The following is a 20,510-nucleotide window of genomic DNA, read 5'->3' as shown; positions in this document are numbered from 1 at the left end:
CGACAAAAATGACTTCCATGGTTGACAGTGTGGTTAATCAATAGTAAACAGTCGTTCAGCAACATTCATTAACCAAGGCGCAACGATGAGCAACGGATTTGAAGCCTTTTTCAAGCGACTCTGTTCGGAAACGGAGATCAAGAACCAGTCCCAGCTGGCCCGCGAGCTGGACGTGGGCCGGGCTGCGGTTTCCCTGGCCAAGCGCAAGGGAGCCGTGCCCGCCCGCTGGATCCTGGACCTGTCCGCCCGGTTCGGTTTGAATCCGCTGTGGCTGGAGCAGGGCAAGGGGTTTCCCCGGCCCGAAGCCGCCCTGGCGGCCGCCGCCGAGGACGGGGCGTGCTACGAGGAGATTCCCAAAGTGCGCGCCCGGCTCTGCGCGGGCGGCGGCTCGTTCGAGACCGAAGGCCAGGTGGAGGGGTATTATTCCTTCCGCTCCGACTGGCTGACCCACAGGGGCAACCCGGCCAACATGGTCCTCATGGAGGTCATCGGCAATTCCATGGAGCCGGAGATCAAGGAAGGGGACATGGTCCTCATCGACCAGTCGCGCACCGACGTCCTGTCCGGCGGCATCTACGCCGTGGGCGTGGAGGACACGGTCATGGTCAAGCGTGTGGAACGGTTGCCCGGCACCCTGGTCCTGCGCAGCGACAACGTGGACTATTCGCCCATCCATCTGTCCGGCGACGAGCTCGACAACGTGCGCGTCATCGGCCAGATCCTGTGGGCGTCGCGGGAATACCGCTAGTCTTTTTTGCTATGCCGAAACCAGCCCCCGCAGCGCGTCGCGCTGCGGGGGCTTTTTTGGTATCCTGCTGGAATTAAAAGCTGTTTCTCTGAATAAACATTTTGTAGAAAAACACTCAACAAAATGTAAAATATTAGTTGACACAAAAGCCAAGGTTTGTTTATTAAAGAGTCACGTTCAGTCAACGAATACGACACACGCGCTTCGGCGCGGTACAAGGCAAGGAGAGAGTCATGCAGGAACGTTTTTGCAAGTGTGGTCACCGGCTGATGGTTCAGTACACTCTTGACGGCTTCATCCCCTGGGAAGCGGTCATCCGCGACGACGAGGGCCGGACCACTCCGGTCAAGGTCTGCCCCTGCTGCGGCAGCTACCTGTCCATTCATTTCCTTCGCTAGTTTTCGTCCTTCCCCATAGTTCCTCGCGGTCGGTTGATCCTTGCAGCCGCCCGCCCACATCCCTGTAGGCCGCGCCCTTCCCCGGAGCGCGGCCTTCCTTTTGCGCGGCTTCCGATAGAGGGCCATCCGCACATTTCTTCCAGGGGGCTTTCATCCTCATGTAGACGGCTACACTGCGGTGAAGGCCCTCAGGAAGAAAATGCACAGCTGACCCACTCTCGAAAGCCTTGGCCCGTGCCGGCGCGTGGGGAAAAGAGCCGCCGTCGGTTGGCGGGGCCAACCGGGGAGCTCCAAGAAGGAGGAGGCGAGAGCCGCTGTCGGGGGCTGCGCACCTGAGTCGCTCTACGAGGTGAGCGGTTTTATTGGGGAAACATCCAATATATCAAGTCCCACCCCGCGAAGCGGCAATAAAGAGTTTCGGGAGGAGATGGGGATGGGGGGCCGGGGGAAGGGGAAGAGGGGCCCCTTTGCAGAGGGTCCCCTCTTCCCCTTTCCCCGGGTCTTATTGCCGGACCAGGTCCGGGTCGGGGAGGCAGATGGCTTCGGTGCGGTTTCGGCCGGACTGTTTGGCCTGGTAGAGGGCGCGGTCAGCGGCCTGGATGAGGTGTTCCGGGGTGGTGTCGCAGGTGGGCACGGTGGCGGCCACGCCGATGGACACGGTCACGTTGCAGGCCACTTGGGATTGGGGGTGGCTGATGCAGGATTTGGCCAGGTTGGCATGGATGTTTTCGGCCACCACCCGTGCGCCGTCGAAGTCGGTGCCGGGCAGGATGATGGCGAACTCCTCGCCGCCGTAGCGGGCCACCAGGTCGCCGGGCCGGTTGGTGGCCGCGCGGATGGCCTCGGCCACGCCGCGCAGGCAGACGTCGCCGTCCACGTGCCCGAGTGCGTCGTTGTAGGCCTTGAAATGGTCGATGTCGATCATCAGCAGTCCCAGGGAGTTGTCTTCGCGGCCGTTGCGCACCCATTCGCGGATGAGCGTGTCGTCAAAGCAGCGGCGGTTGGCCAGGCCGGTCAGCCCGTCCTGGTTGGACATGCGCTCCAGTTTGCGGGCCAGCCGCTCCAGTTCGCGTTCGCGCAACATGCGCTTGAGCATCTCGCGGCGCAGTTGCAGGGCGGACCGGACGCGGGCGCGCAGTTCGGTGCGTCCCACGGGTTTGACGATGTAGTCCGAGGCCCCGGCCGCAAAGGCGCGGTCCAGCGTGTCGGACCCGTCGTTGGGGGCCACGGCGATGATCGGAATGTCCTCGAACTCGCGGTGGGACTTGAGCGTCAGGATGGCGGCGATGCCGTCGGTGTCGTGGTTGTCGAGATCGATGAGCACCAGGTCCACGGGCGTATCCCCGGCCACGGAGCGCTGCATGGTGCGCATGGCCCGTTCCAGGGAATCCACGTCCGACACGTCGGTATGGCCCGCGCCCAGCAGCATCTTGGTCAGCTGGCTGGCGGTGGCCTTGGAGTCATCGATAATGAGAATCTTCATGTGGTTTTTTTCTAACAGAAATCATTCCTGATTGCGAGATGGGAAATAGGTGCGCGGATTGCCGGGAGAGGGGATATCGGATGCTGTTGCATGGCGGTTTACCGTGGTTTCCGGACCGTGATGGCCGTAGTGATATTCTTTGTTATATTTTTGCAAAATCGGCCGGGGCTGTGTATCCTGGAGGCTAGGCACTGGTACTTTGTCCCTGCGAAATCTCGACTCAACCCCGGAGGACCGATGAATCGGCCAATTTTCCCCGCCGTCCAACTGCTCGCCGCAGTGCTTTTTCTTCTTGCTCCCTTTGCCGGTGTGGCCCATGCCGCCGGATCGGTGCTGGCCGTGTACAACTCCGGCCAGGCCCAGGTGACCGAATCCCGCGTGGTGACCTTGCCTCAGGGCGCCGCCGCCGTGGTCTTCACCGATATCCCGACCACGGTCGACGCCTCCTCCATCCGGGCCACGGCCCCGGACATGACCGTGGAGGACGTGGAGTATTCCTACAAGCCGATCACTGCGGGCAATCTGCTCGACGCATACATCGGCAAGGAACTGTCCGTGGTCCTGCCCGACCCGTCGGACGCCAACGCGCGCATCCTGCGCAAGGCCAAGCTGTTGTCCAACGCGGGCCAGCCCATCTTCTCCATGGGCAAGGAGGTCTACGTGGGCTCGTACGAGGCCCTGCTCCTGCCCGAGATGCCCAAGGGGCTCGACGCCGAGCCCACCCTGACCCTGACCACGCGCAGCACGGTCGCCGGGCGCAAGAACGTGGCCCTGAGCTATCTCATGGGCGGCCTTACCTGGCGCGCGGACTACAATCTGACCGTGACCCAGTCCGGCAAGGCGGCGGACCTGGACGCCTGGGCCACGGTGGACAACAACTCGGGCCACGCTTTTTCCGGTGCGGACCTGCGCCTCGTCGCCGGGGACGTGCAGCGCGCGGCGGCACCCAAGATGCTCATGCGGGCCAACGCCGTGATGGCCGAGGGCATGGCCATGGACTCGGCCCCGGCCCCGGCGACCGAGGAGTCCTTCTCCCAGTACCACGTCTATGATCCGGGCCGGTACGTGTCCATTCCGGCCTCCGGCTCCAAGCAGGTGGGTCTGTTCTCGGCCGCGAACGTCCCGGTCAAGACCGAGTTGTCCAGCCGCTTCCGCAGCACCCCGAGCCAGCGTGCGGGCAAGATATCCCAGAGCGTGGAGTCGGCCCTGCTCATGACCAACACGCAGGTGAACAACCTGGGCAAGCCCATGCCTGCGGGCGTGGTCCGCGTGTTCATGCCCGACTCCAGCGGCGCCAAGCTGCTGGCGGGCGAAGCCCACATCGGCCATGTGGCCGACGGCGAGGACGTCCGGCTGGTCATCGGCCGCTCGTTCGACGTCAACGTGGAGCGCGTGCAGACCAGCTTCCAACGCATCGGCAAGAACGCGGCCGAGGTCGGCTGGCGGATCACGGTGCGCAACGGCTCGGCCGAGCCCAGGGACATCCGGCTCGAAGAGGCCTTGTCCGGTCAGTGGACCGTGCTCAACGCGGACACCCCGTACGCGGCCAAGGACGCGGGCACCATCGAATTCGACCTGAAGGGCGTGGTTCCCTCCGCCGGAAAGGAAGGGAAGGTGATCAACTACACCGTGCGTTTCGAATACTAATAAAAGGAGGGCGGATGCCCGGCATCGACCAGGTTGAACTGAAGACACTGAAGGATTTCTACGCGCTCATGGCCGCTTCCCGAAATATCCGGAAGCGGGCCGTGGCCGCGATCCTTAATGGGGAATCGGTCGACGGCGACATCCCGGCATCCCTGTCCAACCTGCTGGAATCCCTGGAAGCCGTGCCCGAAGAGGAGGGTGGCAAGCGCCTCGGCCTGGGCGGCGGCCGGACCATCTCCCTGGACATGGGCTACGAGATCGACGAGGCCCGCAAGGACCTCTTCTACCTGGAGGAGGGCGAGGAGACCTTCCTCGAGATGCTGGCCGATTACCATCCCGGATTCGACGATTACGTGCAAGGCGGCCGGGAGTTGTTGCGCGGGGCCGACCTGGACAGTCTGGTCACGGACCGCGACGGCACGGTCAACAACTACTGCGCCCGCTACCTGACCTCCATCCAGTCCATCTACAACGCGGTCTTTCTGACCCGCTTCGCCCGGACCCACGTGGACAGGCCGGTCATCCTGACCTCGGCCCCCCTGGACGGGCTGATTGAGATTTCGGTCAACCCGGACGGCGCGTTCTACTACGCCGCGTCCAAGGGGCGGGAGTGCCTGGACCGCGACGGCCGGATCCGGCGGCTGGAGATCACCCCGGAAAAGCAGGCGGCCATGGACGCCCTCAACATGCGGCTGACGGACCTGACCGGGCGGCCGGAATACGAGAAGTTCACCCTTATCGGCTCGGGCCTGCAGTTTAAGTTCGGGCAGTCCACCGTGGCCCGCCAGGACATCGGCGGGTCCATCGACAAGGCCGAATCCGAGGCGTTCCTGGCCACCCTGAAAGCCCTGGTGGCCGAGCTGGACCCGGGCGAGCGCAACTTCCGTATCGAGGACACCGGCCTGGACGTGGAGATCATCCTCACGGTCGAGACCGAGGGCGAGGGGCTCAAGGATTTCGACAAGGGCGACGGCGTGAAGTTCCTCAACGACGAGCTCGGCCTGGGCATGGCGGACGGGGTCGGGCTGATCTGCGGCGACACCGGCTCGGACGTACCCATGCTCGAGGCGGCCTTGAGCCTGTCGCCGCAGACGCGCGCGATTTTCGTGACCCGCAAGCAGGATTTGGCGCAGCGGGTGACCGGGTTGACCGGCGCGGCGCTCATCGTGCCCGAGCCGGATATGCTCGTGACCATTCTGGGTACCCTGTGACCCGGACACCGGAGAATCAACATTCAAAGGAGTGATCCGTGGCAGCAATCACACTCAAGGGCGTCGTTTTCGACCTGGACGGCGTCATCACCCGGACGGCAAAGGTACATGCCCAGGCGTGGGAAGCCTCGTTCAACGAATTCCTGAAACACCACGCCGAGGCGACGAACACCCCGTTCGAGCCATTCGACCGCACCAGCGACTACCAGAATTACGTGGACGGCAAGCCGCGCTTCGAGGGCGTGCTCAGCTTCCTCAAGTCCCGCAACATCCGCCTCGACCCCGGAACGCCCGAGGACGCGCCCGGCTTCGACACGGTCTGCGCCATCGGCAACAAGAAGAACGCGCTCTTCCAGGAGATTCTCAAAGAGCAGGGGCCCGAGGTCTTCGACACCTCCGTGTCCCTGGTCAAGGACCTCAAGCGCAACGGCGTGCTCGTGGCCCTGGCCACTTCCAGCCGCAACGGCATGCTCGTCCTGGAGCTGGCCGGGCTGACCGACCTGTTCGACGCCCACGTGGACGGCGTGGTCTCGGCCGAGCTGGACCTCAAGGGTAAGCCCGAGCCGGACATCTTCGTCACGGCCGCCGAAAAGATGGGCCTTGTGCCCGGCGAGTGCGTGGTGGTGGAGGACGCCCTGTCCGGCGTCCAGGCCGGTTGCGCGGGCAACTTCGGGCTGACGCTCGGCGTGGCCCGGAACATCGGCGGCCAGATGCTGAAACGGTTCGGGGCCGACATGGTCGTGTCCGATCTGGGCGAGATCACCGTGGACGACCTCATGGAGTGGTTCGAGTCCGGCATGGCCACGGACGAGTGGTACCTGACCTACCACGGCTTCGAGCCGGGCGACGAGAAGCTGCGCGAGACCCTGACCTGCGTGGGCAACGGCTATCTCGGCTCGCGCGGGGCCTACGAGTGCGAGTGCTCGTCCTATTACTTCTATCCCGGCACCTACATCTCCGGCATCTTCAACAAGACCCCCAGCGACGTGGAGGGGCGCGAGATCTGGAACAACGACCTGGTCAACTGCCCCAACTGGCTGCCCGTGTCGTTCAAGATCGGCAACGGCGAGTTCGTCTCGCCCCTGTCCATGGAGATACTCAGCTATACCCACCGGCTGAACATGCGCGAGGCGGTCATGGAGCGCCATCTGGTGGTCCGCGACCAGGTGGGCCGCATCACCCGTATCTCCTCCAGGCGCGTGGCCTCCATGGCCGACCCGCACCTGCTGGCCCTGCAGTTCGACTTCACGCCGCTCAACTACGCCGCCAAGCTGACCTTCCGCTCGTCGCTGGACGGCAACGTCAGCAATGAGGGCGTGGCCCGCTACTCCAGCCTGAACACCCGCCACCTGAACCGGGTGGGCGGAGGCAAGGGCGGGGAAGGCATCTACCTGCACATGGAGACCTCCCACTCGCGCTACCAGATCGTCATGGCCGCCAAGACCCGCATGCTCGAGGACGGCAAGCCCCTCGAGGTGCGCAAGGAGGTGGTCCAGAGCCGGTCCAGGGTGTCCGAGGAAATCTGCGTCCAGGTAAAGGAGAATCACTGCTACGGCCTGGAGAAATTCGTCTACGTGCGCACCTCGCTCGACCGCGAGCCGGGCGACCTGCGCGAGTTGTGCCAGGACGGGCTCAAATTTGTGAAGACCTTCAAGGGCGTGCACGGCCCGCACGCCAAGTCCTGGAAAGGGCTGTGGCAGAAGGCCGACATCCGGGTCAAGGGCGACCGCTTCGTCCAGCGGGTGCTCAGGCTGCACGTCTACCACCTGCTGGTCACGGCCAGCCCGCATAACGCGCTTCGCGACGCGGGCATGCCCGCTCGGGGCCTGTCCGGCGAGGCCTACCGGGGCCACATATTCTGGGACGAGGTCTACATCCTGCCGTTCTACGACGCCAACTTCCCGGACATATCCAAGGCGCTGCTCATGTACCGGTACAATCGCCTGGACGCGGCCCGCGAATACGCCCGCGAAAACGGCTACCAGGGGGCCATGTTCCCCTGGCAGACAGCCGACGACGGCAGCGAGGAGACCCAGGAGGTCCACTACAACCCCGAGGCCAAGTCCTGGGGGCCGGACCTGTCCCGCCGTCAGCGGCACGTGTCCATCGCGGTCTTCGTCAACGCCTGGCGCTATGTGTCTTGGACCAACGACCAGACCTTCCTGCGCGAACACGGCGCGGAGCTGATGCTCGACATCGCCCGGTTCTGGGGCAACATCGCCACCTTTGACGAGGCCGCCGGCAAATACCATATCGACGGGGTCATGGGCCCGGACGAGTTCCACGAGAAGCTGCCCGGCGCGACCGAACCTGGTGTGCGGGACAACGCCTACACCAACATCATGGTCGTCTGGCTCCTCGAAAAGGCGCTGTTCATCCTGGAGGCCCTGCCGCCCAAGCTCGCAAAGCAGATCAGCGTGCATATCGGCCTGACCGACCAGGACATCGACAAGTGGCGCGACATGACCACCAAGCTCAACGTCATCATGACCGAGGACGGGATCATCAGTCAGTTCGACGGCTACATGGGCCTGCCCGAGCTGGACTGGGATTCCTACCGGCAACGGTTCTACTCCATCCACCGCATGGACCGCATCCTCAAGGCCGAGGGCGACTCGCCGGACAACTACAAGGTCGCCAAGCAGGCCGACACCCTGATGACCTGGTACATCCTCGAACCCGACGAAGTGGCCCGCATCCTGCGCAAGCTCGGCCACGAGGTCCCGGACCCGATCAAGCTGCTCAAGGACAACTACGACTTCTACGAGAAACGGACCAGCCACGGCTCCACCCTGTCCAAGGTGGTCCACGCGGTCATCGCCAAGTACATCTACCCGAGCAACATCGCCTGGGACTGGTTCATGGAGGCCATGGACTCGGACATCCACGACACCCAGGGCGGAACCACCGTGGAAGGCATCCACACCGGCGTCATGGCCGGAACCCTGGAGGTCATCAAACAGGACTTCGCCGGGCTCAACCTGTCGTCCACACCCATGCAGGTGGCCCCGGACCCGCCCGCGCACTGGGGCGAGATGCGCCTGTCCTTCCTGTGGCGGTCCATCTGGTTCGACCTGGTCATCGAACAGGACCGCGTGAACATGACCGCCTTCCACCAGGGCGACAAGGTCGTTCCCGTGGAAATATTCGGCAAGACCTATGAACTCAAGCCCGGCAAGACGGTCGAGGCCAGGCGGCCGAGGGAGTAGGTAGTAGGGGATGCCTCCGGCGGGCCCTCGCCGGGCGGGCGTCTTCGAGCCCTACGGATGAGGACAGCAGCGATCGGGCAGGGCGCTGCCCTGCACCCGCCAGGGAGCAAGGCCCCCCCTGGACCCCCATCGCCTCGCTGCGCTCGGGGCCGTGCGGACGCCTTCCGCCGTGCCGGTTGCGCGATTCGGGCAGAGAAAACGGAATGAACGGCGTGCTTCTTCTTCGGAAGAGGTGCGCCGTTTTCTCTGCCCGAATCGCGGGGGTGTTTATTGGAGTTTGCCGGGTTCCCTGTCCAAGTGCTTTTTCGCCTGACTGTAACAAGTTTTCCTTACATCGATTCCTCCTCCCGCATGCGCTCCCAACACCGCGAAGCGGCAATAAAAAGTTTATGAAGGAAAGGAGGATGGGGGTCCGGGGGAAGGGGGAAAGGAAAGCCCTTTTCAAAGGGTTTCCTTTCCCCCTTCCCCCGGCCGCCGGAGGCGCTCTCTCCCTCGACTTGCCTCAGGCCGGGAAGACGGGTAAAGAGTGGGCCGCGCCGGGGTTGTGTTCCGGCAATCTTTTTTTTGGGAGTATCCATGTCGCTGAGTATAGGTATTGTCGGTCTGCCCAACGTGGGCAAGTCCACGTTGTTCAACGCGCTGACCAAGGCCCAGAACGCCGAGAGCGCGAACTATGCGTTTTGCACCATCGAGCCCAACAAGGCGGTGGTGCCGGTGCCGGACATTCGGCTGGACGTCCTGGCCGGGCTGGTCAAGCCGCAGCGGGTACAGAATTCCACCGTGGATTTCGTGGACATCGCGGGCCTGGTGGCGGGCGCGAGCAAGGGCGAGGGATTGGGCAACAAGTTTTTGGCCAACATCCGCGAGACCCAGGCCATCCTGCACGTGGTCCGTTGTTTCGACGATGACGACGTCATCCACGTGGCCAACTCCGTGGACCCGCTGCGGGACATCGAGATCATCGAGACCGAGCTGATCCTGGCCGACGTGCAGGTGCTCGAAAACCGCATCGAGCGCATGGAAAAGATGCTCAAGGGCGACAAGACCCTGGCCCCGAAGATCGAGGCCGGCAAACAGCTCATGGCCCACCTGGACCAGGGGCTGCCCGCGTCCACCTTCGAGAGCGACGCCAAAGCGCTGCCCGAGCTGCTCAAGGAGCTCCGGCTGATCACGGCCAAGAACGTCATCTACTGCGCCAACGTGGACGAGGACGGCCTGACCGAGGACAACGGCTATGTGACCGCCGTGCGCAACCTGGCCGAGGAACGCGGCGCCGAGTTCGTCAAGATTTCCGCGCGCATGGAAGAGGAACTCGTGGGGTTGGAAGACGAGGATTATCGGGAATTTCTGGAGTCCTACGGCATCACCGAATCCGGCCTGGACCAGATCATCCGCACCGGCTTCCATACCCTGGGCCTCATCAGCTACTTCACCGCCGGTGAAAAGGAGGTCCGCGCCTGGACCATCCATGACGGCGACAAGGCCCCGCGCGCGGCGGGCGTCATCCACACCGACTTCGAACGCGGCTTCATCCGCGCCGAGGTCATCTCCTACGACAACTTCGTCAAGCACGGCTCCGAAGCCAAATGCCGCAGCGAAGGCGTGCTTCGCGTCGAAGGCAAGGAATACGTCATGAAGGACGGCGACGTGGTCCATTTCCTGTTCAACGTCTAGCACGGCGTCGGTCCAGCCCCGGTAGGGGCTAACGAAGAAAGAGAAACGGCGGACCTCGGGTCCGCCGTTTTTTTTATGGGGGATGTTCCCATCAGGTGGTGGGAACCGCAGACGGCGCGTGTTGTACGGTGAGCCGTCTCGCATGTTTTGTCCCCGCCGGAAAGTGCGTCCCGGGCGGGGTATCGGGTTTCGTTATTCCTCGGATTGCGACACGGCGGATTGCGAGAATCCGCTTGCCTTTTCCGTCTGCTCGCCGTCCTTCTCGAAATACCGCTTCGTCTCCGAAACGACCACCGGCGTCAACAGCAGGAGGCCGATCAGGTTGGGAACGGCCATCAAGCCGTTCAGGGTGTCCGAGATGTTCCAGACCAGGCTGAGTTTGGCCACGGCGCCCGCACCGACAAAACAGATGAAGAGGAGCCGGTAGGGCAGCACCGCCTTGACGCCGAGAAGATACTCGATGGATTTCTCTCCGTAATAGCTCCATCCGAGGATGGTCGAGTAGGCGAAGAGGACCAGGCCGATGGCGACCACGTGTTCCCCTGCGGGCATGCCCGCGGCGAATCCCATGGTCGTCAGTTTCGCGCCGGTCATACCGTTCGACCAGACTCCGGTAAGGATCAGGACGAGCCCGGTCATGGTACAGACCACCAGGGTGTCGATGAAGGTCTGGGTCATGGACACCAGGGCCTGCGTCACCGGCTGTTTGGTCTGCGCTGCGGCTGCGGCTATGGGAGCGCTGCCGAGGCCGGATTCGTTGGAGAAAACTCCCCGGGCGACGCCCATCCTGATCGCCAGCATTATCGAGGCTCCGGCAAATCCGCCGACGGCGGCGGTCGGTTCGAAGGCCTGCTCGACGATGAGGGTCAGTGCGGCGGGGATACCCGCCATGTGGGTGACCAGAATATACAGCGCACCGCACATGTAGAAGATGATCATGATGGGCACGAAGAAACCGGTCACCTGGCCGATCTTCTTGATGCCGCCCAGAATGACCATCCCCACGCAGACCATGAGCACTATTCCGGTGACCATCGGGGAGATGTGGTAGGTCGCCTGCACCGCTTCCGCGATGGAATTGGATTGAACCATGTTGCCGATGCCGAAGGCGGCGATCGAGGCGAAGCAGGCGAAGACGGCCCCGAGCCAGGGCATTTTCAAGCCGTTGGCGAGGTAGTACATCGGTCCGCCGCTCATCTCGCCGTTTTCGTCCACGACGCGGTATTTCACGGCCAGCACGGCCTCGGCGTATTTGGTGGCCATGCCGACGAGGCCGGTGACCCACATCCAGAACAGAGCGCCCGGGCCGCCCATGGCGATGGCCGTGGCTACCCCGGCGATGTTGCCCGTGCCGACCGTGGCCGAAAGGGCGGTCATCAGGGCCTGGAAGTGGGTGATGTCACCCGGTTCGTCCGTTTCTTCCTTGCGTTTGACCAGGGCGAGATAAAGGGCGTGCATCAACTTCCGCAGTTGTATGCAGCGTAGTGCGAACGTGAGCCAGACGCCCGTTCCCACCAGCAGTATCAGCATGGGGGGGCCCCAGGCGAACGCCCCGATTTTACCTACCAGTCCATCCAGTATCGTCAAAAACTCCATACAATCTCCTTGGCTTCATGACCTTGGATTTCCAGCTGTGAACTCCTGTTGAATGTCTTTTGGCGAATGACCGCCGCCCCGCTACAGGACGTCGTCGACCGGGACGTAATCCAGGTCGAAGGCCTCGGCCACGCCTTTGTAGGTCACTTGGCCGTTGACGATGTTCAGGCCGGTCTTGATTGCATGGTTTTCGGTGGCCGCCCGCTTCCAGCCCTTGTTGGCGAGTTCGAGAGCGTAAGGCAGGGTGGCGTTGGTCAGCGCCATGGTGGAGGTGACGGGCACGGCGCCGGGCATGTTGGCGACGCAGTAATGGATCACGCCTTCGACTTCGAAGACCGGGTCCTTGTGCGTGGTCGCCTTGGAGGTTTCGAAACAGCCGCCCTGGTCGATGGCGACGTCAACGATGACCGCGCCCGGCTTCATGGTCTTGAGCATCTCGCGGGTCACGAGCTTGGGCGCCTTGGCTCCGGCCACGAGCACGGCGCCGATGACCACGTCGGCGTCCTGGATCAGTGCGCGCAGCAGGGAGGGGCTGCTCATCATGGGGAAGCAGTTCTTGGGCATGACTTCCGTGAGATGGCGGAGCCTGTCCAGGTTCATGTCGAGCAGGGATACCTTGGCGCCGAGGCCGCAGGCCATCATGGCCGCGTTGGTGCCGACGACACCGCCGCCGATGACCACGACATTGGCGGGAGCCACGCCGGTGACGCCGCCCATGAGCAGCCCACGTCCACCGAAGTCGCGCTCAAGGTATTTGGCCGCTTCCTGGATGGACATTCTGCCCGCGACCTCGCTCATGGGAGTGAGCAGGGGCAGGTCTCCGGCGGGTCCTTCAATGGTTTCATAGGCGATCGCGACGGATTTGTTCTTGATGAAGGCGCGGGTCAGCGGCTCGTCGGGAGCGAAGTGGAAATAGGTGAAGACGATTTGGCCTTCGCGCACCAGTTCGTATTCCGAAGGCTGGGGTTCCTTGACGTGCATGACCATGTCGGCGGCGGCATAGATTTCGGCGGGGGTGTCGATGATGGCGGCCCCGGCGGCGGCATACGCCTCATCCGGGAATCCGCTTCCCGTTCCGGCGGCGGTTTCGACCATGACCTCGTGCCCGTTCGCCAGCATGACCTCGACTCCGGTGGGGGTCATGGCGACACGGTTTTCCGCGGATTTGATTTCCTTCAAGATTCCAACTTTCATTGTAGTACCTCCTAAGGTGGGTGGTTGGTGTTGACCGGTGCCGGGGCGAAGGACCGCAATGCCCACGGCTTCCCTCCAAAGGCAATCCTCATGCCAATGAAAATGAAGGCCGGATGACTTTGGGGGATGATGTGTTGAAAATATTTTATTTCAGCATGTTATGTCGGATTGTTGCAATGAAGAAAAAGGCGGCTGAGCAAATGTGCGCAGCCGTCCGGGTGGTCCGTATTCTTTCCAACGATAGTGACTTTTGGGGGGAACTCACCGGAATGTTGGACTTGTTTTGTTGTGGTGCGTTTTATTTCCACTTGTTGCGGTTTGTTGCCGGGGGGCGCCATGTGGAAGGCGGATGCCGAAAGGACAGCCGGGGAGTCTGGGAAAGCGCGGCCGGCAGCCAATTACGGCTGAACGGACTCCCAGAAAGAGGCGGTTTTTTTGTGGGACAACCTGTATTTTTGAATTTTATTGAGGAGGGCGGTGTGGGAAAGCGCCAGCTTACGCGCCGCCTGGCGAACGCTTGAAGTGGAGTTGAGCGTATTGAGCACGATATTCCTTTCATAGTCGCCGACCAGTTCTTTCAGGGGGCGTTCACGCACGGTTTGCGGTACCGGATGGCATTGCTGCCCGCAGCAGAGCGGCTTGGTATGGAAGTGTATCGCCTCGGATGCGATCTCGCTGGAGTCGCTGAGAATGGAGGCGCGCTCAATGACGTTGCGCAACTCCCGCACGTTGCCCGGCCAGCCGTAGGAGCGCAGCTGGTTCAGGGCTTCCTTGCTGATGGTCTGGTCCTCTTTCTGCAGTTTCTGGTTGAATTGCCGCAGGAAGGATTCGATCAGCAGGGGAATGTCGGCCACCCTTTCCCGCAGCGGAGGGATCTGGATGTTGAGCACATTGATTCGGTAGAACAGGTCCTCCCGGAATGCGCCCGCTTCGACCATGTCCCCCAGGTTCTTGTTGGTGGCGGTGACCACCCGGGCGTTGACCGGGATTTGTTCGACCCCGCCGATCCGCCGGACGAAACCATCCTGCAGGACGCGGAGTATCTTGGCCTGCGGCCCCAGCGGCATGTCGCCGATTTCGTCGAGGAATATGGTGCCGTTGTGCGCGGCCTCGAACAACCCCGGCTTGCCTTTTGTCTTGGCGCCGGTGAACGCGCCGTTCACATAGCCGAACAGTTCGCTTTCAATGAGGGCTTCGGGCAACGCCGCGCAATTGATGGGGATGAACGGGCCGGTCCGTCCGCTCTCGAAATGGATGGCCTTGGCGAAAAGTTCTTTTCCGGTTCCGCTCTCTCCGGTGATGGAAATGGTGGTTTCCAACTCGGCGGTCTTCCGGGCGAATGCGATGAGGTTTTTGATGGCCGGGGTGTCGCCGATGAAGTCGTCGAAGCTGACTTCAATGGGGGCCATGACGGCATCGACCATGGCTTTGACTTCCTTGAGATCCTTCATAAGCAGGACCGCGCCGACAAATTCTCCCAGCGAGTTGTGGATCGGCTTTGCGGACCCGTAGAACTCCACCCGCCCCGTGCTGGTGACTACGGATTTCCTTCTTCGGACAGGAATCTTCTTTTCCACGCATTCCAGTAGAATGTTATCGCCGGGACTGACCTCCCGGACATGGGTGTTGACCAGGGATTCGTATGGGAGGCCCAGCAATCGGCAGGCAACGCTGTTGGCTGTGTTGATGATGCCCCGGGCATCCACGGAGAGAATGCCTTCGCTCATCCAGTCGAAGAGAACGCGCGACCACAGTTCCCGTTTCTCCTGAGGCAGCCGGTTCAATTCCCCCTGTTTCCTGATGCCGGGCAAAGAGGAAAAGAGGGGCAGCAGCGCATCGTTGTCTATGCTGTCGCCCGCGTTGTCTATTTCCAGAGCAACCTTGGCGCAGCCATCCTCCTGTTCGACCTCCATGGAGATGATATTCATGTTGTGTTTCTGGATAAGCTTTGTGATGTCGAAGACAATGCCTATCCTGTCCTTGAAGACAAGTTCGAACTTTTTGCTTTCCCGCATGGTCATTGCTTATCTCGAAAACAATATCCGCATTGCCGCGGATGGGATGAACTGTGCTGTGGAATCGTTGTTCGGGTATGGTGCCGCTCTGCCGGGGGAGCGTGAAGGTGATCGCAGGGAGCCGCCTCATATCCCGTTTGGGGCAAGGTACTTTTTTGAAGGGGAAATGCAAGCGGTTTTCGAAGTTGGAGCTGTTTTCCCGGTGATATTTCCCTTTTTGAAAACGAAAAAGCATATTTTGACGGATTTTTTGGTGAAAACTATATTTTATTCTTCAGCGCGGAGGGAAGGCATTTGATGGTATGTTCCACAAAAGGCCGGGAGGGGGGGGCTGCCGGAGGCGAAATCATCCGGTACTTCCGTCGAAGGCCGACTCCAAACCAGCGTTACTCATATAGGGAGTCAACGGTATGCTTTTCAAAAAAAAGCCCACCCGGTCGGTCCGGGCGGGCTTTTCATGTGTTTCGGGTCTGGATCTAGTCGTCGAAGTCGCCGTGGGGGCCCTTGTCGGTGTCGATGGCGGCTGCCTGGGCCTTGATTTTTTCTTCGGTCCACTGGGCCGGGTCTTCGAACCGTTCGACTTTGGGGCCGAGGTCGTAGGAGCCGGCTTCGAGGATGAGGTCGTTGGCAATGGGCGCTGTGTCCTTGGCGTTGAACACGTTGACCAGCAGGTCGTAGACGAAGTCCTCGACAGCCCCGGCCATGCGGTCGCGCACGGATTCGCTCTGTCCGAGCCAGCGGCGTTCGAAGACGAGGTTGAGTTTCTTGTAGTTGCCGCCCTTGATGCCGTTGGCGTCGGCGTAGGCGACCATCTCGTCCCACAGGGAGTCTTCCACGCCCTGGCCGGGGACCTTGGCGAACTGGTCGCCGTCCATGATGGCGTTGCCGAAGTCGTTGACCTTGACGCCCCAGGAAATCATCTGCAGGGCGGTGGCCACGTTGGCCTTGGTGGTGGCGGTCTTGGCGGCGATCTCACGCAGGCGGGCGGAGTCGTTGCCCGAGGTGCCGTGCTGTGCGCCGGAGGTGCCGTAGGGTTTGAGGGCTTCGTGGATCTTGGCGGTCAGGTCCACCTGGATGCCTTCGCCCGAGGCCTCGATGCCGTGGGTGGTGCCGTTGTTCAGGGCGATCCAGTCCGGGCACAGGGCGTGGGCGTTGAGGCCCTGGATGAGGAACTTGGCCTCCACCGGGCTGGACAGGCCGAACTCGCCCTTGATCTCGCCGATCTCGGTCTCGTAGCCGGCCCAGGTCGGGATGGACGGGGACACGGCCAGGTTGCCGAGCAGGTTGAGGTCGTCGGTCATGTGCGAGGCGTCGATGGCGATGGAGGTCACGCCCGAGTCGAACACGGACGGGATCTCGGCCTTGGCCTCGGCCACGTCGTCCCATTTCTTCATGAAGTAGTGGTCGGCGTGCACGGCCACCGGCACAGTGATGCCGAGCTTGTTGCACAGGTAGTCCACGCGCCGGGCGATATTCCACAGGGTGGTCGGGCAGTAGGTGGATTCACTGCGCGCGATCTCGATGATGATGGCGGCGTTGGCCTTTTGGGCGGCCCTGAGCGCGCCTTCGATGATGAAAATGTTCCGGCCGTTGGCCGCGATGGTCATGCATTGGCCCTTGGCGCGCATGGCCCGGTCCACGACCTTGCCGCTGACGATGAGCGCCTGCGAGTTGGGGAAATTCTTGACGACGTTCGGCGGACGGCCGACGGCGAGTGCTTTTTTGAATGTATCCTGGGACATGCCCTTCCTCCTTGGAGCGTTTGATTGCTTGAGACAGTAAAAACCAATCGATGGGCAAAGTCAAAATGAAAGGGTCGTCGGGCGACCGGATCTTCAGGGATCACTGCCCGGGGCATGGCGTGCACGCTCCGGGCAGTGTGTCGTTGCGCCGAACGCGACCGTCTTACATGGTCGCCTCCTGCTCGTGCACGCGGTGCGGCTTGACGCTCTTCCTGGCCGGTTGCAGCCCGTCGAGCGGCCGGAGCGTGTACCCCAGCTCGCGGGCCATGAATTCGAGGACCGAGATGTTGTGCGTCGCCTTGACGATCTCGAACATGGTTTCGGCCCCCAGCTTGGCGTGGGCGTCAAAGGGATTGAGTTCGCGAAGCAGCGTGGAATACGGCTTCTTGATCACCCGTGACACCTCTTTTGCCGGGATGTGTCCTTCCAGAACGATGTCCTGCATTTTCTTGGTCAGATTCTTCTCGAACATGTTTACCCCCCACATGTTGGATTTTCTGCCTAGTAGGGGAAGTTAGCGCGTTTTTTCCTTTTTCGTCAATGGAATTTGGAAAAAGTGCGCCAGAAAAGGGCTCAAATCACTGCACGGGGACCATGATTGGTGGGGAAAAAGGTGTTTTCCCAAGCTGTTGGGGATAAGTGTGTCGATTTAGATAATTTTATATCTTCTTGGCGGTCAGGGCTCGCATTTCCCCATGAACTGCATGGCCAGCATGGTGATGTCGTCGGACTGCTCCGCGCCCTTGGCGAAGACGCGGATGGCTTCGCCCACGTCCTTGACCAGCTTGGGGGCGAAGGGTTCCTGTTCGGCGGAGAGCATGGCCATGAGCCGGTCGTCGCCGAACAGGCCGCCGTCCGGGTCCATGGCCTCGGTCACGCCGTCGGTGTAGATGAACAGCAGGTCGCCCGGTTTAAGCGTCATGGTCTTGGTGGAGTACCGCATGCCCTCCATGATGCCGGCCACAGGCTCGCCGAAGGGCGGGATCCACTCGGGCTCGCCGCCGCAGGGCAGGAACACGGGCGGGTTGTGCCCCGCGTTGGCGTAGCGGGTCTCGCCGGTCTCGATGTCGATGATGGCCAGGAACAGGGTCACGAACATGCACGACTCGTTTTCCGAGGACAGGTCCGCGTTGACCCGGGTGAGGATGTCGCCGGGGTCCAGGCCGCGCTCGGCAACGACCTTGAGCAGGGTCTTGGTCACGGCCATGAAGAAGGCGGCGGGCACCCCCTTGCCGGACACGTCGCCCACCAGGAAGCAGAAGTGGGTCTCGTCCACGAAGAAGAAGTCGTACAGGTCCCCGCCCACCTCCTTGGCGGGCTCGATGGAGGCGAAGACCTCGAACTCGCGGCGGTCCGGGAAGGCCGGGAAGAGCTTGGGCAGGATGCCCATCTGGATTTCGCGGGCGATGCGCAGCTCGGATTCGATGCGCTCCTTGGCCGCCGTGGTGGAGGTCAGGTCGCGGATGAATTCCTTGAGGGAGGTCTTCATGTATTTGAAGGATTCGGCCAGGTCGCCGACCTCGTCGTTGGCCCGGATTTCCGGGAGCTTGATATCCAGGTTGCCCGAGGCGATCTCGCGGGCGGACGCGGACAGCTCGCGCAGGGGGTGGGTGATGCGCCTAGCGATGCCCACGGTGATCAGGACCAGGAGCACGAAGCCGACCGCGCCGATGGCGATCATGGACCGGGACAGGCGGAAGACGTCGGCCAGCATCTCGTCGCGCGGGAAGACCACGCCCAGGGACCAGCCGCCGTATTTGAGGCCGTCGCTGAACATGTAGCTGTCCTTGGGCGACAGGAGCGTGCCCACGTCCGTGAACGCGGCCTCGCCCGAGAGCATGCGCTGGCCCAGTTCGCGCAGTTCCCGCGAGCCGCGCTCCTCGGCCAGGGAGAAGATGGTCTGGTTCATGACCAGCTTTTCGTCCGGGTGGGTGATGAAGGTGCCGTGCCGCGACAGGAGAAAGGCGTAGCCCGAGTCGTACAGGCTGATGGAGCCGACCAGTTCCTGGAGCCAGGCCAGGGAGATGTCCGCCGTGACCACGCCCGCGAACGCGGTCTTGCCGTCCACCGTGCGGTAGAAGGGCACGGAGTAGGTGGCCATGGGCACGCCGCCGCCACCCTCGTCGAAGTACGGCTCGGTCCAGGCGCTGCGGCCCAGCTCCTTGGGAATCTGGTACCAGTCCATGTAGAAATAGCGGTATTTGGCGTCGCCGAGCATGGTGAAGCCGATGCGCCCGCCCGAGCGGAAGTAGTAGGGCGCGAAATAGAGCTTGTCGGGCTGCAGGGTGTACGGCTCAAAGGCGATGGCCATGCCGTATATCTCGGGGTTGTTGGCCAGCACCCGCCGGTTCAGCTCGAGGATCTCCTGCTTGGACAGGGTGGCGTCCTCCAGGGAGAAGGCAACGTTTTCGGCCACCTTCCGCACCCCGGACAGGACCGAGTCGATGCGCCCGGCGGTCCCGGCCACGAGCAGGCGGGAGTTGTCCTCGGCCTGGCGCAGGATGATGTCGCGCGACGAGATGTAGTTGTAGGCCACGATGGCGGCCACGATGACCAGGGCGCAGGACAGGATCAGGAAGGTCAGTTTGAAGGCGATGGGGTACCGTTTCATCGCGCCATCCCCCTGTAGAAATCCTCGTAGGCCGGGGGCCGGTCCATGAATCCGGTGTCGGTCAGGGCCTTGGACACCCGGTCGAAGTCCTCGCGGCGCAGCACGCCCATGGCCCCGTCGTCGGCCATGGTCACGTCCTCCATGCGGTCGAGCATCCAACGCTGGTGCGCCCGGCTGGCCGGGACCTTGGCCTCGGCCATGCGCGCGAGGACGATGTCCAGGGCCTCGTCCTTGTGGGCGAATGCGTAGTTCCATCCCTTGAGGGAGGCCCGGACCAGCCTGGCGCACAGCTCCGGGCGCTCATTGGCGGTCTTCTCCAGGCAGTAGATGCCGTCTTCCGGGAAATTCAGCCCCGCGTCGTTGAAGAACAGGGGCTGGAGGTCGTCCTCGTCCAGCCCGTAGGTCAGCAGGGTGTGGTATTCGTTGTACCACATGGCCGAACAGGCGACCACGCCCCCGCGCATGAACAGGTCCAGCGACGAGGTTTGTGGGACCACGGTGACGGCGATGCCCTGCCTGCGGAACAGGGCCCGCGCCTGGATCTGGAATTCGTTGGCCCACAGCCCGACCTTGCGGCCATCCAGGTCCTTGAAGCTCCGTATGCCCGACGACTTCTTGGCGATGAGCATGAGCGCCGAGTGCTGGACGATCTGGCCGATGTTGACCAGGGGCAGAGACTCGCGCCGCTGTAGGCCGGTGGTCAGGAACAGGGTGGCGAAGTCCGCCCGGCCGTCTTCGAGCCAGTCGCTGGCCAGGATGTCCGGGCCGCCCGGCAGGATGGTCAGGTCGATGCCCTCCTCGGCGTAGAATCCCTTTTCCTTGGCCACGAGGTAGCCCGCGAACTGGGCCTGGGGCAGCCATTGCAGGATGATGGACGCCTTTTCCTGGGCCTGGGCCGGAGTTACGGCCGAGAGCAGAACGAGCGGGAGAATCAGCGTGATGAGAAACGGAACGGGCCGTGTCGGAGAACCGGTGCGCATGG

15 protein-coding genes are annotated in these 20,510 nt (G+C 62.5%); 7 read left to right on the top strand and 8 right to left on the bottom strand.

Going from position 1 to position 20,510, the window contains the following annotated elements; translation table 11 throughout:
* The first annotated feature begins 85 nt into the window (after positions 1-85).
* Positions 86-748 (top strand): LexA family transcriptional regulator, encoded by a 663-nt coding sequence (locus ACR42D_RS15910; RefSeq protein ID WP_484567773.1) that lies wholly within the window; start codon positions 86-88, stop codon positions 746-748.
* Between the two features lie 233 nt (positions 749-981).
* Positions 982-1,146, top strand: coding sequence for a hypothetical protein (locus tag ACR42D_RS15905; RefSeq protein WP_319583384.1), 165 nt, complete (start codon positions 982-984; stop codon positions 1,144-1,146).
* Positions 1,147-1,648: 502 nt separating this feature from the next.
* Here ACR42D_RS15905 and ACR42D_RS15900 read toward each other — a convergent pair.
* Positions 1,649-2,629 carry a diguanylate cyclase gene (locus tag ACR42D_RS15900; protein WP_484567772.1) on the bottom strand — a complete coding sequence of 327 codons (981 nt, stop codon included), beginning with the start codon at positions 2,627-2,629 and terminating at the stop codon, positions 1,649-1,651.
* 237 nt (positions 2,630-2,866) lie between these two features.
* Between ACR42D_RS15900 and ACR42D_RS15895 the strand changes: the two genes are divergently transcribed.
* From ACR42D_RS15895 to ychF, 4 genes are all read left to right on the top strand, one after another.
* Complete coding sequence (locus ACR42D_RS15895) at positions 2,867-4,276, top strand: DUF4139 domain-containing protein (RefSeq protein ID WP_484567771.1); 1,410 nt, start codon at positions 2,867-2,869, stop codon at positions 4,274-4,276.
* Positions 4,277-4,290: 14 nt separating this feature from the next.
* Positions 4,291-5,487 carry a trehalose 6-phosphate synthase gene (locus ACR42D_RS15890; protein ID WP_484567770.1) on the top strand — a complete coding sequence of 399 codons (1,197 nt, stop codon included), beginning with the start codon at positions 4,291-4,293 and terminating at the stop codon, positions 5,485-5,487.
* 38 nt (positions 5,488-5,525) lie between these two features.
* A complete protein-coding gene (locus ACR42D_RS15885) occupies positions 5,526-8,696 on the top strand; it encodes a beta-phosphoglucomutase family hydrolase (RefSeq protein WP_484567769.1) in 3,171 nt (1,056 codons plus the stop codon).
* Positions 8,697-9,272: 576 nt separating this feature from the next.
* Positions 9,273-10,370 (top strand): redox-regulated ATPase YchF, encoded by a 1,098-nt coding sequence (gene ychF, locus ACR42D_RS15880; RefSeq protein WP_484567768.1) that lies wholly within the window; start codon positions 9,273-9,275, stop codon positions 10,368-10,370.
* A gap of 192 nt (positions 10,371-10,562) precedes the next feature.
* Here ychF and ACR42D_RS15875 read toward each other — a convergent pair whose 3' ends face one another.
* The 3 genes from ACR42D_RS15875 to ACR42D_RS15865 form a co-directional block, all read right to left on the bottom strand.
* Positions 10,563-11,966 carry an alanine/glycine:cation symporter family protein gene (locus tag ACR42D_RS15875; RefSeq protein WP_484567767.1) on the bottom strand — a complete coding sequence of 468 codons (1,404 nt, stop codon included), beginning with the start codon at positions 11,964-11,966 and terminating at the stop codon, positions 10,563-10,565.
* An 81-nt stretch (positions 11,967-12,047) separates the two neighbouring features.
* Positions 12,048-13,160: an alanine dehydrogenase gene (ald, locus tag ACR42D_RS15870; protein WP_484567766.1), complete on the bottom strand. Its 1,113-nt coding sequence runs from the start codon at positions 13,158-13,160 to the stop codon at positions 12,048-12,050.
* Positions 13,161-13,558: 398 nt separating this feature from the next.
* Positions 13,559-15,181 (bottom strand): sigma-54 interaction domain-containing protein, encoded by a 1,623-nt coding sequence (locus tag ACR42D_RS15865; RefSeq protein ID WP_484567765.1) that lies wholly within the window; start codon positions 15,179-15,181, stop codon positions 13,559-13,561.
* Between ACR42D_RS15865 and ACR42D_RS15860 the strand changes: the two genes are divergently transcribed.
* Positions 15,174-15,473, top strand: coding sequence for a hypothetical protein (locus ACR42D_RS15860; RefSeq protein WP_484567764.1), 300 nt, complete (start codon positions 15,174-15,176; stop codon positions 15,471-15,473). The two genes, ACR42D_RS15865 and ACR42D_RS15860, sit on opposite strands and share 8 nt — an antisense overlap.
* Before the next feature lie 178 nt (positions 15,474-15,651).
* Here ACR42D_RS15860 and ACR42D_RS15855 read toward each other — a convergent pair whose 3' ends face one another.
* From ACR42D_RS15855 to ACR42D_RS15840, 4 genes are all read right to left on the bottom strand, one after another.
* A complete protein-coding gene (locus ACR42D_RS15855) occupies positions 15,652-16,917 on the bottom strand; it encodes a class II fructose-bisphosphate aldolase (protein WP_484567763.1) in 1,266 nt (421 codons plus the stop codon).
* A gap of 163 nt (positions 16,918-17,080) precedes the next feature.
* Positions 17,081-17,389: a phage regulatory CII family protein gene (locus ACR42D_RS15850; protein WP_484567762.1), complete on the bottom strand. Its 309-nt coding sequence runs from the start codon at positions 17,387-17,389 to the stop codon at positions 17,081-17,083.
* Between the two features lie 204 nt (positions 17,390-17,593).
* A complete protein-coding gene (locus ACR42D_RS15845; RefSeq protein ID WP_484567761.1) occupies positions 17,594-19,528 on the bottom strand; it encodes a SpoIIE family protein phosphatase in 1,935 nt (644 codons plus the stop codon).
* Positions 19,525-20,508 carry an ABC transporter substrate-binding protein gene (locus tag ACR42D_RS15840; protein ID WP_484567760.1) on the bottom strand — a complete coding sequence of 328 codons (984 nt, stop codon included), beginning with the start codon at positions 20,506-20,508 and terminating at the stop codon, positions 19,525-19,527. The genes ACR42D_RS15845 and ACR42D_RS15840 overlap by 4 nt, the downstream gene beginning before the upstream one ends.
* Between the last annotated feature and the right edge of the window lie 2 nt (positions 20,509-20,510).

Source organism: Pseudodesulfovibrio sp. lm2024 (assembly GCF_051175575.1).
Classification (GTDB): domain Bacteria; phylum Desulfobacterota; class Desulfovibrionia; order Desulfovibrionales; family Desulfovibrionaceae; genus Pseudodesulfovibrio; species Pseudodesulfovibrio caledoniensis.
This window is presented reverse-complemented; position numbering and strand designations above follow the sequence as displayed.

Coding starts and splice junctions, on each gene's coding strand:
- ACR42D_RS15860 (WP_484567764.1), top strand. CDS start 15,174: ATGGTCATTGCTTATCTCGAAAACAATATCCGCATTGCCGCGGATGGG.
- ald (WP_484567766.1), bottom strand. CDS start 13,160: ATGAAAGTTGGAATCTTGAAGGAAATCAAATCCGCGGAAAACCGTGTC.
- ACR42D_RS15890 (WP_484567770.1), top strand. CDS start 4,291: ATGCCCGGCATCGACCAGGTTGAACTGAAGACACTGAAGGATTTCTAC.
- ychF (WP_484567768.1), top strand. CDS start 9,273: ATGTCGCTGAGTATAGGTATTGTCGGTCTGCCCAACGTGGGCAAGTCC.
- ACR42D_RS15900 (WP_484567772.1), bottom strand. CDS start 2,629: ATGAAGATTCTCATTATCGATGACTCCAAGGCCACCGCCAGCCAGCTG.
- ACR42D_RS15855 (WP_484567763.1), bottom strand. CDS start 16,917: ATGTCCCAGGATACATTCAAAAAAGCACTCGCCGTCGGCCGTCCGCCG.
- ACR42D_RS15910 (WP_484567773.1), top strand. CDS start 86: ATGAGCAACGGATTTGAAGCCTTTTTCAAGCGACTCTGTTCGGAAACG.
- ACR42D_RS15875 (WP_484567767.1), bottom strand. CDS start 11,966: ATGGAGTTTTTGACGATACTGGATGGACTGGTAGGTAAAATCGGGGCG.
- ACR42D_RS15895 (WP_484567771.1), top strand. CDS start 2,867: ATGAATCGGCCAATTTTCCCCGCCGTCCAACTGCTCGCCGCAGTGCTT.
- ACR42D_RS15845 (WP_484567761.1), bottom strand. CDS start 19,528: ATGAAACGGTACCCCATCGCCTTCAAACTGACCTTCCTGATCCTGTCC.
- ACR42D_RS15840 (WP_484567760.1), bottom strand. CDS start 20,508: ATGCGCACCGGTTCTCCGACACGGCCCGTTCCGTTTCTCATCACGCTG.
- ACR42D_RS15865 (WP_484567765.1), bottom strand. CDS start 15,181: ATGACCATGCGGGAAAGCAAAAAGTTCGAACTTGTCTTCAAGGACAGG.
- ACR42D_RS15850 (WP_484567762.1), bottom strand. CDS start 17,389: ATGTTCGAGAAGAATCTGACCAAGAAAATGCAGGACATCGTTCTGGAA.
- ACR42D_RS15905 (WP_319583384.1), top strand. CDS start 982: ATGCAGGAACGTTTTTGCAAGTGTGGTCACCGGCTGATGGTTCAGTAC.